Source organism: Micromonospora sp. LA-10 (genome assembly GCF_051853095.1).
GTDB lineage: Bacteria > Actinomycetota > Actinomycetes > Mycobacteriales > Micromonosporaceae > Micromonospora > Micromonospora echinospora_A.
The window spans coordinates 4,066,510-4,080,078 of the sequence record NZ_CP195710.1; the positions used below are offsets into that span (position 1 = coordinate 4,066,510).

Genomic DNA, 13,569 nt, shown 5'->3' on the forward strand with positions numbered 1-13,569 from the left:
CTGCCGCTGTGCTGCTCTGCATCGACATCGGAAACACGAACACCGTGCTGGCGACCTTCGACGGCGACAAGCTGGTGCATTCGTGGCGCATCAAGACCGACGCCCGCTCCACCGCGGACGAACTGGGCCTGATGTTCCGCGGACTGCTCGCCGGTGACGCCGTGGAGATCACCGGGGTGGCCGCCTGCTCGACAGTGCCGGCGGCGCTGCGTTCGCTGCGCACCATGCTCGACAGGTACTACGCGGACCTGCCCAGCGTGATCGTCGAGCCGGGCGTCCGCACCGGCGTCCAGCTCGCCATCGACAACCCGAAGGAGGTGGGCGCGGACCGCGTGGTGAACACGCTTGCCGCGTACACGCTCTACGGCGGGCCGTCGATCGTGGTGGACTTCGGCACCACCACCAACTTCGACGTGATCAGCAGCCGGGGGGAGTTCCTCGGCGGGGCGTTCGCGCCCGGCATCGAGATCTCCTTCGACGCGCTGGCCGCCCGCGCCGCGCAGTTGCGCAAGGTGGAGGCGACCCGCCCGCGCTCGGTGATCGGCAAGAACACCGTCGAGTGTCTCCAGGCCGGGCTCTACTTCGGGTTCGCCGGTCAGGTGGACCGGATCGTCGAGCGGATGTCCGAGGAGCTGGGCGGGGTCAAGGCGGTCATCGCCACCGGTGGCCTGGCGTCGCTGGTGCTCGGTGAGTGCCACACCATCACCCACCACGAGCCGATGATCACACTGATCGGCCTGCGGATGGTCTACGACCGCAACAACTGAGGTGTAAGGAAGGGCCCCCTGTTAACGCCTCCGGTAGAGGAAGGGCCCCTTCTTAACGCCGCCGCTTCAAGGCTGCCGCTTCAACACAGGCGCGCCCGAAGCACCATCGTGCGGTACGGCAGCTCCACGGCCTCCCGGCCGGCCAGGTCGGGGTGGGTGGCGAACAGCTCCGCCAGCTCCGCGTCCACCCGTCGCCGCTCGTCCGCGTCGGCGGTCAGCCAGAACGAGCGGGTGTGCAGCATGCCCACCACCTCGTCCGGCGTGAGCGTGGTCGCGTGCCCGAACTCGCCCACCTCGACCTCGGTGAAGGCGGCGCCGAAGTCCGCGTACCGCTGCGTCACGTCGCCCGCGTTGTCCCCGAGGTGGGCGATCCGGGTCAGCTCCGCGACCCAGCCGACCCGCTCGTCCCGGATGTTCCAGATCGGCGCGAACGCGCCGCCCACGCGGAGCACGCGCGCGACCTCCGCGTGCGCCCGCTCCCTGTCGAACCAGTGGTAGGCCTGCCCGACCAGCACCGCGTCCGCCGACCCGTCCGGCAGCGGCACCGCCTCGGCGCTGCCCGCGAGCGCCGTCGCGCCCGGCGTGGCGGCGGCCAGTTGCGCCCGCATCCCCGGATCAGGTTCCACGGGTACGACCTGAGCCACCGTCCCGTCGGCGGTGAGCTCCAGCAGCCCCCGGGTGAGGATGCCGGTGCCGGCGCCGAGGTCCACCACCCGGACTCCGGACAGCCCGTCCAGCGCCCAGCGCAGCGCGGCCGGGGGATAACGGGGACGGAACCGGTCGTACTCGGCCGCGGCGGCGCCGAACGAGAGCGCCCCAGTGGGGTCGGTCATGACGGGCAGGTTATCCCGTAACGGCCGCCAGGCCGCTTGAGTACGCTCATGTGCTGACCCCGCCGATGTTCCCAAGGCCTGAGGAAGCGTGCCGTGACCGAGCAGAACGCCCTGCCAGCAGACCCCGCCGACGACCTTCCCGAGCAGATGAAGGTCCGCCGGGAGAAGCGGGACCGGATGCTCGCCGAGGGCACCGAGCCGTACCCGGTGGGTTTCCCGCGCACCACGACGCTGGCGCGGCTGCGCGAGCGCTACGCCGACCTGCCCACCGACACCGCCACCGGCGACCGGGCCTCGGTCACCGGCCGGGTGATCTTCATTCGCAACACCGGCAAGCTCTGCTTCGCGACGCTTCGCGACGGTGACGGCACCGAACTCCAGGCGATGCTCTCGCTGGACCGGGTCGGGCCGGAGCGGCTGGCGGACTGGAAGCGCCTGGTCGACCTCGGTGACCACGTCGGGGTGACCGGCGAGGTGATCACCAGCCGGCGCGGCGAGCTGTCCGTGCTCGCCGACGAGTGGGCGGTCACCGCCAAAGCGCTGCGCCCGCTGCCGGTGGCGCACAAGCCGCTGAGCGAGGAGTCCCGGGTCCGCCAGCGCTACGTGGACCTGGTGGTCCGCCCGCAGGCCCGGCAGATGGTCCGCACCCGGGCCACCGCCGTCCGCAGCCTGCGGGACACGCTGCACGGGCAGGACTTCATCGAGGTCGAGACCCCGATGCTGCAACTGCTGCACGGCGGCGCGGCGGCCCGCCCATTCGTGACCCACAGCAATGCGCTCGACACGGATCTGTATCTGCGAATCGCGCCGGAACTATTTCTCAAGCGCGCGGTGGTCGGCGGCGTCGACCGCGTCTTCGAGATCAACCGCAACTTCCGTAATGAGGGCATCGACTCTTCGCACTCGCCGGAGTTCGCGATGCTGGAGGCGTACCAGGCGTACGGCGACTACGACACGATGGCCGAGCTGACCCGAAATCTCGTACAGCAGGCCGCGATCGCGGTCGCCGGATCGACCGTGGTGACCCACGCGGACGGGCATGAGTTCGATCTGGGCGGCGAGTGGCGCTCGGTGACGCTGTTCGGTGTTCTTTCCGAAGCGCTCGGTGAGGAGGTCACCGTCCGCACCGAAAGGGCACGCCTGGTCGAGTACGCGGACAAGGTCGGTCTCTCCGTCGACCCGAAGTGGGGACCGGGCAAGCTGGCCGAGGAGTTGTTCGAGGAACTCGTGGTGCCGTCTCTTCAGGCGCCCACGTTCGTCCGCGACTACCCGGAGGAGACCAGCCCGCTGACCCGGGCCCACCGCAGCGAGCCGGGCCTGGCCGAGAAGTGGGACCTCTACGTGCTCGGATTCGAGCTGGGCACCGCGTACTCGGAGCTGGTCGACCCGGTCGTGCAGCGGGATCGGCTGATGGCCCAGGCGCAGCTCGCGGCGCGCGGCGACGACGAGGCGATGCGGCTGGACGAGGATTTTCTCCGAGCGATGGAGTATGGAATGCCGCCGTCCGGTGGCATGGGAATGGGAATCGACCGCCTGCTGATGGCGCTGACCGGGCTGGGAATTCGGGAAACGATCCTGTTCCCGTTGGTCCGGCCGGAGTAGGCGCTCCCGCAAAGCTTCTCCGGCTCGTTACCCCGTCCTATTGACGGAACAAGCGCCGGACGGGTTATTGTGCTCTCGGAGTATTGCAGGAGCAGCACCCTGCTCGAAAGGAATGTGGGACGTGGCCAAGCAGATCATTCACAAGCTGGTCGATGACCTGGACGGCGGGGACGCTGACGAGACCGTCAAGTTCGCGCTCGACGGCGTGCAGTACGAGATCGACCTCTCCGCATCCAACGCGGAGAAATTGCGTGACGTATTCGCGCCGTACATCGCGAACGGATCGAAGGTCGGTCGCGGGGGTGTGGTCGTGGGCGGCCGGGCCGCTCGGGGCCGAGGCGGCGCGACCGCCGACCGCGAGCAGAACCGGGCCATCCGCGAGTGGGCCAAGAAGGCCGGCAAGGACATCTCCGACCGGGGTCGTATCCCGCAGGAGATCGTGGACGAGTACCACGCGAAGGCGGGGCACTGATCCCAGCCTCGCCACGCGCGACACGACGCCGGACCGGAGTGCCACTCCGGGCCGGCGTCGCCGTTTCCGGACCGGTTTGACGGTTCCGCCCGGCCGTCCCTGGTAATGCCGGATGTCCGGTCGTCCCACCCGTTCGGCCCGGCTCGTCCACGGCGGCGGGGCGGGAAGAAATCCCCGCCGGGAGCGGTTGTCCACAGGCGGTGGAGATTCCATCCACAGGCTGTGGACGACGTCGGTGGGCGCACTGCCGCCGCATCGGGTCCGCTGGACCGGCCGCTCGGGTGCCGGTCGAATTTCGCTCTGCGCGTACAGGCAGGGGTCCCGGAACACCTCCTGAGCGTGGACGGTTGTCAGAAACGACGTCGGAACGACCATTCGCGGGGCCACACGACCTCAGCGGAGGCGGCCCGCGGCGATAGAGTAAGGAGGCACGGACGCCCATCCCGGACGTCCGCGCACCGGCCCCGCCGAGATCTGACCATCAAGGCGCACGGCACGTGAGGAGCACGAGGGCATGTTCGAGCGGTTCACCGACCGAGCGCGACGGGTTGTCGTCCTGGCCCAGGAAGAGGCCCGGATGCTCAACCACAACTACATCGGTACGGAACACATCCTGTTGGGCCTGATCCATGAGGGTGAGGGTGTCGCGGCGAAGGCTCTGGAGAGCCTGGGCATCTCCCTGGAGGGTGTGCGTCAGCAGGTCGAGGAGATCATCGGCCAGGGCCAGCAGGCGCCGAGCGGGCATATTCCGTTCACGCCGCGGGCGAAGAAGGTGCTGGAGCTGTCGCTGCGTGAGGCGTTGCAGCTGGGGCACAACTACATCGGCACCGAGCACATCCTGCTGGGTCTGATCCGCGAGGGTGAGGGCGTCGCCGCGCAGGTGTTGGTGAAGCTGGGCGCGGACCTGAACCGGGTGCGTCAGCAGGTGATTCAGCTGCTGTCGGGCTATCAGGGCAAGGAGCCGGCGGCGGCGGGTGCCGCCCCGGGTGAGGCCGCGCCGTCGACCAGCCTGGTGCTGGACCAGTTCGGCCGTAACCTGACCCAGGCCGCCCGGGAGGGCAAGCTCGACCCGGTGATCGGGCGGGAGAAGGAGATCGAGCGGGTCATGCAGGTGCTGTCCCGCCGCACGAAGAACAACCCGGTGCTGATCGGTGAGCCCGGCGTCGGCAAGACCGCCGTCGTGGAAGGGCTGTCGCAGAAGATCATCAAGGGTGAGGTGCCGGAGACGCTGAAGGACAAGCAGCTCTACACGCTCGACCTCGGCGCCCTGGTCGCCGGTTCGCGGTATCGGGGTGACTTCGAGGAGCGTCTGAAGAAGGTCCTCAAGGAGATCCGCACCCGCGGCGACATCATCTTGTTCATCGACGAGATCCACACCCTCGTCGGCGCGGGCGCGGCCGAGGGCGCGATCGACGCGGCGAGCATTTTGAAGCCGATGCTGGCCCGTGGTGAGCTGCAGACCATCGGCGCCACCACGCTGGATGAGTACCGCAAGCATTTGGAGAAGGACGCCGCGTTGGAGCGTCGTTTCCAGCCGATCCAGGTCGGTGAGCCGTCCCTGGCCCACACGATTGAGATTTTGAAGGGTCTGCGGGACCGCTACGAGGCGCACCACCGGGTGTCGATCACCGACGCCGCGCTGGTCGCCGCCGCCACCTTGGCGGATCGGTACATCTCGGATCGGTTCCTGCCGGACAAGGCGATCGACCTGATCGACGAGGCCGGCGCGCGGATGCGGATCCGTCGGATGACCGCGCCGCCGGACCTGCGGGACTTCGACGAGCGCATCGCTCAGGTGCGTCGGGACAAGGAGTCCGCGATCGACGCGCAGGACTTCGAGCGGGCCGCGCAGCTGCGCGACACCGAGAAGCAGCTGCTGGGGCAGAAGGCGCAGCGGGAGAAGGAGTGGAAGGCCGGCGACCTGGACGTCGTCAGTGAGGTTGACGACGAGCAGATCGCCGAGGTCCTCGGTAACTGGACCGGTATCCCGGTCTACAAGCTGACCGAGGAGGAGACCTCGCGGCTGCTGCGCATGGAAGACGAGCTGCACAAGCGCGTCATCGGCCAGGAAGACGCCGTCAAGGCGGTCTCCAAGGCGATCCGGCGTACCCGGGCAGGGTTGAAGGACCCGAAGCGGCCGTCGGGTTCGTTCATCTTCGCCGGCCCGTCCGGTGTCGGTAAGACCGAGCTGTCCAAGGCCCTCGCCGAGTTCCTCTTCGGCTCCGAGGACGCGCTGATCCAGCTCGACATGTCGGAGTTCCACGACCGGTACACCGTGTCCCGGCTCGTCGGTGCGCCTCCCGGCTACGTCGGGTATGACGAGGGTGGGCAGCTGACGGAGAAGGTGCGTCGCCGGCCGTTCTCCGTGGTGCTGTTCGACGAGATCGAGAAGGCCCACCCGGACGTGTTCAACACGCTCCTGCAGATCCTGGAAGACGGCCGTCTCACCGACGGTCAAGGCCGGATCGTGGACTTCAAGAACACCGTCATCATCCTGACCACCAACCTCGGCACCCGCGACGTCGCCAAGGCCGTCTCCCTCGGGTTCCAGGCCTCGGAGGACTCCGAGTCGAACTACGACCGGATGAAGCAGAAAGTCAACGACGAACTCAAGCAGCACTTCCGGCCCGAGTTCCTCAACCGCATCGACGACACCATCGTCTTCCACCAGCTGCGCGAGTCCGAGATCCTCTCCATCGTCGACATCATGATCCAGCGCATCGAAGGCCAGCTGCGCAACAAGGACATGGGCCTCGAACTGACCGACAACGCCAAGAAGTACCTCGCGAAGAAGGGCTTCGACCCGGTGCTCGGCGCGCGGCCGCTGCGTCGCACGATCCAGCGCGACATCGAGGACAACCTGTCCGAGCGGATCCTGTTCAACGAACTGACCCCCGGCCAGATCGTCGTCGTGGACTGCGAGGGCGACCCGGAGAACATCGACAAGTCCAAGCTCGTCTTCCGGGGCGCGGACCGGCCGGACGCCGTGCCGGACGCGGTCCCGGCGGACCTCGGCGGCACCGCCGCCACCGGCGCGGACGACGCCGCGTAAGTCCGAACAGTTCGAGGGCGACGGCCCCGGTAGGCGAAAGCCACCGGGGCCGTCGCCTTTCCCTGCCCACAGCACCCCACCCGCCGGGTGCCCTCCCGCCCCGCTCTCTCCCTCCCGCACTGCCCCGTTGATCATGAAGTTGACGGCACTTGGTGCCCGATTTGTCACCGCTAACTTCATGATCACCGGGGCAGGGCAGGGCAGGGCATGGCAGGGCAGGGCAGGGCAGGGGGCGGGTGCCGTCAGGGGAGGGGGACGGCTGGGCCGTCGCCGGCCAGCCGGAACGACTCCTCGCCGACCGGCTCCACCAGCCCGTCCGTGACCAGGCCGGCCAGCGCCCGTGCCCGCTGGACGTCGTCGTGCCAGACCTGGTCCAGCCGCTGGTGCGGCACCGGGCCGGTGGTCTCCCGCAGTACGGCGAGCAGCAGTCCGCGTACCTGACGGTCGGTGCCGGCGTAGCGCTGCGGGCGGCGCGTCGGCCCGGTGGGGGCGGCCTGGCCGGAGGCCCGCCAGGCACAGCTCGACTCGACCGGGCAGATCGCGCAGCGCGGGGCGCGGGCGGTGCAGACGACGGCCCCGAGTTCCATGAACGCGGCGCTGGCCAGGGCGGCTGCGGCCGGCTCGATCGGCAGTAGTTCCTCGGTGGCGACCAGGTCGGCCGGGCGGGTCGTCGGACCGGCGTCGGGTTCACCGGCGATCGCCCGGCACACCACTCGCCGGACGTTGGTGTCCACCACGGGATGCCGCTGCCCGTACGCGAAGGCGGCGACCGCGCGGGCCGTGTACGTGCCGACGCCGGGCAGCGCCAGCAGGTGGTCGAGCCGGTCGGGCACCACGCCGCCGTGCCGCTCCACGACGGCCACCGCGCATTCGCGCAGGCGTACCGCCCGGCGGGGGTAGCCGAGCCGTCCCCACATCCGGATCGCCTCGGCCGGGGTGTCCTCGGCGAGCGCGCGCGGCTCCGGCCAGCGGGCGAGCCAGGCCTCCCAGGCGGGCACCACCCGGACCACCGGGGTCTGCTGGAGCATGACCTCGCTGACCAGGATCGCCCAGGCGCTGATGCCCGGCTTGCGCCAGGGCAGATCACGGGCGTTGCGCTCGTACCACCGGCTGACCTGGGTGGCGAATGTGGGCTCGGACATCGCGTCGCCGATCATGTCACGGCTGTCTTTCCCGCAGGTTGGGCGGGGCGGGTGGCCGGGCGCGATCGATCATGGGCGACGGGGCAGAATGTCCGAATGAACGAGCTCGCGATCACCGTCATCGGCCGGGACCGGCCGGGCATCGTCGCCGACGTCGCGGAGGTCCTCGCCCGGCTCGGCGCGAACCTCACCGACTCGACGATGACCCGGCTGCGTGGACACTTCGCGATGACCCTGATCTGCGTGGGACCGGCCGCCGCCGACGTCGAGGCGGCGCTGGCCCCGCTCGCCGCCGACGGGCACCTGCTGGCCACCGTACGCGCGGTCACGCCGGACGGCGGCAGCGCGCCCGCCGGTGAGCCGTACGTGCTGGCGGTGCACGGCGCCGACCGGATGGGCATCGTGGCGGCGATGACCCGGGTGCTCACCGACGCGGGCGGGAACGTGACCGACCTGAGCACGCGGCTGACCGGTTCGCTCTACGTGGTGGTCGCCGAGGTCGAGCTGCCGCCGGGCGTCTCCGACGAGGTGGCCGGCCGGCTCACGCGCGTCGCGGCGGAGCTGGGTGTCGGGGTCAGCCTCCGCCCGGCGGACTCGGACCTGCTGTGACCGGGCCGGAGTACGCGGGCCTGGGCGGCTGGACGCCGGAGAAGCTCGGTGTCGCCGGTGCGGTACTCCCGGTGGTGGTCGCGCCGGAGCCGGTGCTGAGTCAACCCGGCCCGGAGGTCGATCCGACGTCTGCCGAGGTGGTGCGGCTCGCCGCCGACCTGGTGGCCACGATGCGGGTCTCGCCCGGCTGTGTGGGCCTGGCGGCGCCGCAGGTGGGGGTGAGCGCGCAGGTGTTCGCGGTGGACGTCACCGGGCACCCGAAGGCGGTCACCGTGCACGGCACGTTCGTGCTGTGCAACGCGCGGGTGGTGGAGGCGAGCCGGTGGAAGGCGGGCCGGGAGGGCTGCATGTCGGTGCCGGACCTGACCGGCGACGTGAAGCGGGCCAGCCGGCTGGTGGTCGAAGGCGTGCTGCCGGGCACCGGGGAGCCGGTCCGGCTGGTGACCGACGGTTTCGAGGCGCGTGCGCTCCAGCACGAGATCGACCACTGTGCGGGGCTGCTCTTCCTCGACCGGGTGGCCGGCGCGCACGCGATCTACCAGCGCAAGGTCTACCTCTGACGGTGGCGGCAGTTATCCGGTGTGGACGGTGATGGCCGTACGGCGGCGGGTTCCCGGCGCGTCGGACCGGCGAGCCGTGCGCCGCGCGGCTACGGTAGGCGCATCATGCGTCTGACGGTCGGCCCCCTGCCCCCTGCTGTGTACTGGCGGCGTCGTGCCGTCGTGCTCGGCGCGGGCCTGCTTTTCCTGATTGTCCTGCTCTACTCGTGCACCGGTACGGACCGCAACACCGGCGCGCCCGGTACGGATCCGTCGCCGTCCGGCTCGGCCGGGGCCGAGCCGGGCCCGTCCGGCTCGGTGCTGACTCCGCAGTCGGGCAGTCCGTCGCCGTCACCCGGTGAGGTGGGCGGCGGCGGGGCCAACACCGGTGGCGGCGGTACGGGTGACGGCGGCGCGAACACCGGTGGCGGCAACACCGGCGGGAACAACGGCGGCGGCACCGGTAACGGCGGCGCGAACGGGCAGCCGGTCTCGGACGACGGCAACTGCACCGACTCGGAGCTGCTGGTGACGCCGGTCGCGGTGCCGGCCACCGCCCAGCGGGGCACTGTGGTCACGCTGCGCCTCAAGGTCAAGAACGTGTCGAACCGGACGTGCAGCCGGGACGTGGGCGCCGATCTCCAGGAGCTGTACCTCAAGGCGGGCGCCGACAAGATCTGGTCGTCGGACACCTGCGGCACCGGCAAGGGCTCGGACCCGCAGTCGTTCACGCCGAACTTCGAGCGCTCCTACGAGCTGGTCTGGAACGGCCGGCGGGACAACCGGTGCGCCAACGGGGTCGCCAGCGGCGAGTTCGCCGCGATCGGCGCGTACCAGGTGTTCGCCCGCGTCGGCACCAAGATCAGCGAGCCGGTGAAGCTGACGATCACCGGCTGAGCGGCGACGCTCAGACGTACCGTTCGAGGATGGACGCCTCGGCGAGCCGGGACAGGCCCTCGCGGACGCCGCGGGCGCGGGCGTCGCCCACGCCCTCGACGGCCTGGAGGTCCTCCACCGTCGCGCCGAGCAGCCGCTGGAGGCTGCCGAAGTGCACCACCAGCCGGTCGACGACGGCGACCGGCAGCCGGGGCACCTTGGCGAGCAGGCGGAACCCGCGCGGACTGACCGCCGCGTCGAGCGCGTCGGAGGCGGACGGGTAGCCGATCGCCTTGGCGACCGCCACGAGGTCGATCAGCTCGGTGGCGCTGAGCAGGTCGAGCTCGACGAGTGCCTCGTCCAGGGTGCGCGACTTGCGGCCGACCGGCAGGTAGTCGCGGATGACCAGGGTGCGGTCGGCGTCCACGCCGGCCATCAGCTCGTCGAGCTGAAGAGCCAGCAGGCGGCCGTCGGTGCCCAGCTCCACCACGTAGCCGGCGATCTCGTCGGCGATGCGGCGGACCATCTCCAGCCGCTGCACCACCGCCACCGCGTCGCGGACGGTGACCAGGTCTTCGATCTCCAGCGCGGAGAGCGTGCCGGAGACCTCGTCCAGCCGCAGCTTGTAGCGCTCCAGCGTGGCCAGCGCCTGGTTGGCGCGGGACAGGATCGCTGCCGAGTCGTCCAGCACGTGCCGCTGGCCGTTGACGTAGAGGCTGATGATCCGCATCGACTGGCTGACCGAGATGACCGGGTAGCCGGTCTGCCGGGCCACCCGCTCGGCGGTGCGGTGCCGGGTGCCGGACTCCTCCGTCGGGATCGACGGGTCGGGCATCAGGTGCACGCCGGCCTGCACGATCCGGGTGCCGTCGCTGGACAGGACGACAGCGCCGTCCATCTTGCACAGCTCCCGGACCCGGGTGGCGGAGAACTCCACGTCCATCGGGAAGCCGCCGGTGCAGATCTGCTCGACCACCTTGTCGTAGCCGAGCACGATCAGCGCGCCGGTGCGGCCGCGCAGGATCCGCTCCAGGCCGTCCCGCAGGGCGGTGCCCGGAGCCATCAGGGCGAGGTTGGCGCGCAGCGGATCGCCGGCCCCGCCGCCGACGCTTCCGTTGACGCTCACGCTGATGGCACGAGCGGGGTTGCCGCTCACGGCGCCGGTACGGGCGTGCGGCGTCGCCGTTGCGGGCTTGGTGGCATCGCGGTCGATCGGCACGGGCACAGTCTACGGACTGCCGTGCGGTGGGTGCTCTCGTGGTTACTGTGATGTGTCACGATGCCCGGCTCCGGCGGTCGTCGGCCGGATGCGTGTGCTGTCCGGAATCGTCCGGCGGCTCCCGCCGCCACGCTCACGCGCCGTCACTCCGCCGATGCGCGGGCGGCGGCCTGGAGGGCGGCCCGCACGTCAGTGACCTCGATCACGCGCATGTTCTCCGGCCCGGCGCCGCTGCTCTCCGGCCCGCACCCGGGCGGCACGAGAGCCAGCCGGAAGCCCAGCCGGGCCGCCTCGGACAGCCGGCGGGGCACCGCGCCGACCCGGCGTACCTCGCCGGTGAGCCCCACCTCGCCGATGGCCACCAGGTGCGGGTTGAGCGCCAGGTTGAGCCCGCCGGAGGCGACCGCGAGCGCCACCGCCAGGTCGGCCGCCGGCTCGACCACCCGGATGCCGCCGACGGTGGCGGCGAAGACCTCCCGGTCGTGCAGCGTGAGCCGCTCGGTCCGGCGCTGGAGCACCGCGAGGACCATGGCGAGCCGGGCGCTGTCGAGGCCGGAGACGGTACGCCGGGGCGAACCGGCGACAGTGGCCCCGATCAGCGCCTGCACCTCGGTCACCAGTGCCCGGCGCCCCTCCATCGCGACAGTCACGCAGGTGCCCGGCACCGGCTCGGAGTAGCGGGTCAGGAACAGGCCGGACGGGTCGGCGAGGCTGCTGATGCCGCCCTCGTGCATCTCGAAGCAGCCCACCTCGTCGGCCGCGCCGAACCGGTTCTTCACGCCGCGCACCATGCGCAGCGACGAGTGCTTGTCGCCCTCGAAGTGCAGCACCACGTCGACCAGGTGCTCCAGCACCCGGGGGCCGGCGACCTGGCCGTCCTTGGTGACGTGGCCGACCAGCACGGTGGCGACGCCGCGCTCCTTGGCGACCGCGACCAGGGCGGCGGTGACCGCGCGGACCTGGGTGACGCCGCCGGGCACGCCCTCGGTGCCGGTGGTGGAGATGGTCTGCACCGAGTCGAGCACCAGCAGGCCGGGCTTGACCGCGTCGAGGTGGCCGAGCACCGCCGACAGGTCGCTCTCGGCGGCCAGGTAGAGCTGGTCGTGCAGGGTGCCCATCCGCTCGGCGCGCAGCCGCACCTGGCTGACCGACTCCTCGCCGCTGACCACCAGCGACGGGCTGCCGGCGCCGGCGGCCCACTGCTGGGCCACGTCGAGCAGCAGCGTCGACTTGCCCACGCCGGGCTCACCGGCGAGCAGCACCACCGCGCCGGGAACGAGGCCGCCGCCGAGCACCCGGTCGAGCTCGCTGACGCCGGTGGGGCGCGCGCGGGCGGGCGCGGCGCTGATCGTGGCGATCGGACGGGCCGGCTCGGCCGGCATCCGCGAGCTGACCACCCGGCCGGAGACCAGCGGGCCGGTGATCGTGGACTCGACCACCGAGCCCCACTCGCCGCACTCGGGGCACCTGCCCACCCACTTCGGGGGCTGATGACCGCAGGCGTCGCACTCGTAGGCCGGACGGGGCTCGCGAGCGGCGCGACCGCGGCCGGCGCCGGCGCGGGAGGGGGTCGATCGGGGCGTGGTCACCACAGGACGCTAACCGGCCCGTACGACGAAAGCCCACCGGAAACGGCGACACCGCCGGCGTGGCGCTGGCCACGGCGGCGGTGCCGACGGAAGGAGGACGGAGGTCAGTGGCCGCCCTCGACGCCACCGTCCTCGGCCCCGTGCTCACGCGGGTTGACGATCTTGGACGGGGTGGGCTCCGCGGTCAGCGGGATGCCGATCGGCGCCGGGGTCGTGATGACCTTGCCGTCGCCGAAGTCGAAGGTCAGGTTGACCTGCTGGCCGACGAGCAGCTTCTGGTTCAGGCCGACGAGCTGGAGGAACCGCGGGTTGTCGGCGTTGAGCTGGGCGTACCCGAGCGCCGGGATCTCGATCCGGGCCGGCTGCCCGGCGGGCGCCGACTCGCTCGGCGACGGGCTGGCGGACGCGCTCGGCGACTCGGGCGCCTCCAGCGACTGGCTCGGCGACGCGCTCGGGTCGGTGGCGGTGGGCGAGGCGGTGGCCGGCTCGGTCGGCGATCCGCTCGGATCGGCCCCGACGTCGGGGCCGGTGCCGCCGGCGAGCACGATCTCCCGGGCGCTGTCAGTGGTGACCGTGACGGTCACCGGCTTCTCGCTGTCGTTGTAGATCACCACGTTGACCGGCGCGTTCGACCCCGCCTCGTAGCCCTTCGGCCCCGGGGTCTGCACGTAGAGCCCGCGCACCTTGTAGAGGTTGTCGGAGGTCTGGACGTTGACGCCCTGTACCGACGGGATCTTGTTGGCGGTCTCGGAAATCTGCCCGGTGCCGCACCCGGACAGCAGCAGGCTCGCCGCCGCCGTGCCGGCCAGCAGCAGGGCCGGCCCCCGGGAACCCCTGATCGAGCGCGTCACGTCGGTCCTCCTCGTCAC

General features: G+C 71.2%; 12 protein-coding genes. 7 read left to right on the top strand and 5 right to left on the bottom strand.

Translation table 11 applies throughout. The features are described from left to right. Positions 1-8 precede the first annotated feature (8 nt). A complete protein-coding gene (locus tag ACSDG8_RS19225) occupies positions 9-767 on the top strand; it encodes a type III pantothenate kinase (protein WP_210894187.1) in 759 nt (252 codons plus the stop codon). An 80-nt stretch (positions 768-847) separates the two neighbouring features. On the opposite strand, the gene ACSDG8_RS19230 is transcribed toward ACSDG8_RS19225, so the two are convergent. Beyond that, entirely contained in the window at positions 848-1,600 is a 753-nt protein-coding gene (locus ACSDG8_RS19230; protein WP_210943112.1) for a class I SAM-dependent methyltransferase, read from the bottom strand. Positions 1,601-1,693: 93 nt separating this feature from the next. Here ACSDG8_RS19230 and lysS point away from each other — a divergent pair, with 93 nt between their 5' ends. From lysS to ACSDG8_RS19245, 3 genes are all read left to right on the top strand, one after another. Beyond that, positions 1,694-3,202, top strand: coding sequence for a lysine--tRNA ligase (lysS, locus tag ACSDG8_RS19235; RefSeq protein ID WP_210894184.1), 1,509 nt, complete (start codon positions 1,694-1,696; stop codon positions 3,200-3,202). A gap of 121 nt (positions 3,203-3,323) precedes the next feature. Continuing rightward, complete coding sequence (locus ACSDG8_RS19240; protein ID WP_210894182.1) at positions 3,324-3,674, top strand: histone-like nucleoid-structuring protein Lsr2; 351 nt, start codon at positions 3,324-3,326, stop codon at positions 3,672-3,674. A 514-nt stretch (positions 3,675-4,188) separates the two neighbouring features. After that, the gene (locus ACSDG8_RS19245) at positions 4,189-6,726 is read left to right on the top strand and encodes an ATP-dependent Clp protease ATP-binding subunit (protein WP_210894179.1); all 2,538 of its coding nucleotides are present in this window, start codon (positions 4,189-4,191) and stop codon (positions 6,724-6,726) included. 242 nt (positions 6,727-6,968) lie between these two features. Here the strand turns inward: ACSDG8_RS19245 and ACSDG8_RS19250 are convergent, their stop codons facing one another. Then, positions 6,969-7,868 (bottom strand): A/G-specific adenine glycosylase, encoded by a 900-nt coding sequence (locus ACSDG8_RS19250; RefSeq protein ID WP_210894178.1) that lies wholly within the window; start codon positions 7,866-7,868, stop codon positions 6,969-6,971. A gap of 96 nt (positions 7,869-7,964) precedes the next feature. On the opposite strand from ACSDG8_RS19250, the gene ACSDG8_RS19255 reads away from it, so the two are divergent. The 3 genes from ACSDG8_RS19255 (at position 7,965) to ACSDG8_RS19265 (ending at position 9,913) form a co-directional block, all read left to right on the top strand. After that, positions 7,965-8,477, top strand: coding sequence for a glycine cleavage system protein R (locus ACSDG8_RS19255; protein WP_210894177.1), 513 nt, complete (start codon positions 7,965-7,967; stop codon positions 8,475-8,477). Next, positions 8,474-9,037: a peptide deformylase gene (locus ACSDG8_RS19260; RefSeq protein ID WP_210942586.1), complete on the top strand. Its 564-nt coding sequence runs from the start codon at positions 8,474-8,476 to the stop codon at positions 9,035-9,037. Before ACSDG8_RS19255 ends, ACSDG8_RS19260 begins: the two co-directional genes overlap by 4 nt. Before the next feature lie 105 nt (positions 9,038-9,142). Then, entirely contained in the window at positions 9,143-9,913 is a 771-nt protein-coding gene (locus tag ACSDG8_RS19265; protein WP_210894175.1) for a hypothetical protein, read from the top strand. Positions 9,914-9,923: 10 nt separating this feature from the next. Here ACSDG8_RS19265 and disA read toward each other — a convergent pair whose 3' ends face one another. The 3 genes from disA to ACSDG8_RS19280 form a co-directional block, all read right to left on the bottom strand. Further along, a complete protein-coding gene (disA, locus tag ACSDG8_RS19270; protein ID WP_210894174.1) occupies positions 9,924-11,111 on the bottom strand; it encodes a DNA integrity scanning diadenylate cyclase DisA in 1,188 nt (395 codons plus the stop codon). A 143-nt stretch (positions 11,112-11,254) separates the two neighbouring features. After that, the gene (gene radA, locus ACSDG8_RS19275; RefSeq protein WP_210894173.1) at positions 11,255-12,700 is read right to left on the bottom strand and encodes a DNA repair protein RadA; all 1,446 of its coding nucleotides are present in this window, start codon (positions 12,698-12,700) and stop codon (positions 11,255-11,257) included. Positions 12,701-12,804: 104 nt separating this feature from the next. Next, complete coding sequence (locus tag ACSDG8_RS19280; RefSeq protein ID WP_210894172.1) at positions 12,805-13,551, bottom strand: hypothetical protein; 747 nt, start codon at positions 13,549-13,551, stop codon at positions 12,805-12,807. Positions 13,552-13,569 lie beyond the last annotated feature (18 nt).

Bases quoted from the DNA above. Each gene is read 5' to 3' on its own strand.
- ACSDG8_RS19245 (WP_210894179.1), top strand. From the start codon at position 4,189: ATGTTCGAGCGGTTCACCGACCGAGCGCGACGGGTTGTCGTCCTGGCC.
- ACSDG8_RS19255 (WP_210894177.1), top strand. From the start codon at position 7,965: ATGAACGAGCTCGCGATCACCGTCATCGGCCGGGACCGGCCGGGCATC.
- ACSDG8_RS19265 (WP_210894175.1), top strand. From the start codon at position 9,143: ATGCGTCTGACGGTCGGCCCCCTGCCCCCTGCTGTGTACTGGCGGCGT.
- ACSDG8_RS19230 (WP_210943112.1), bottom strand. From the start codon at position 1,600: ATGACCGACCCCACTGGGGCGCTCTCGTTCGGCGCCGCCGCGGCCGAG.
- ACSDG8_RS19250 (WP_210894178.1), bottom strand. From the start codon at position 7,868: ATGTCCGAGCCCACATTCGCCACCCAGGTCAGCCGGTGGTACGAGCGC.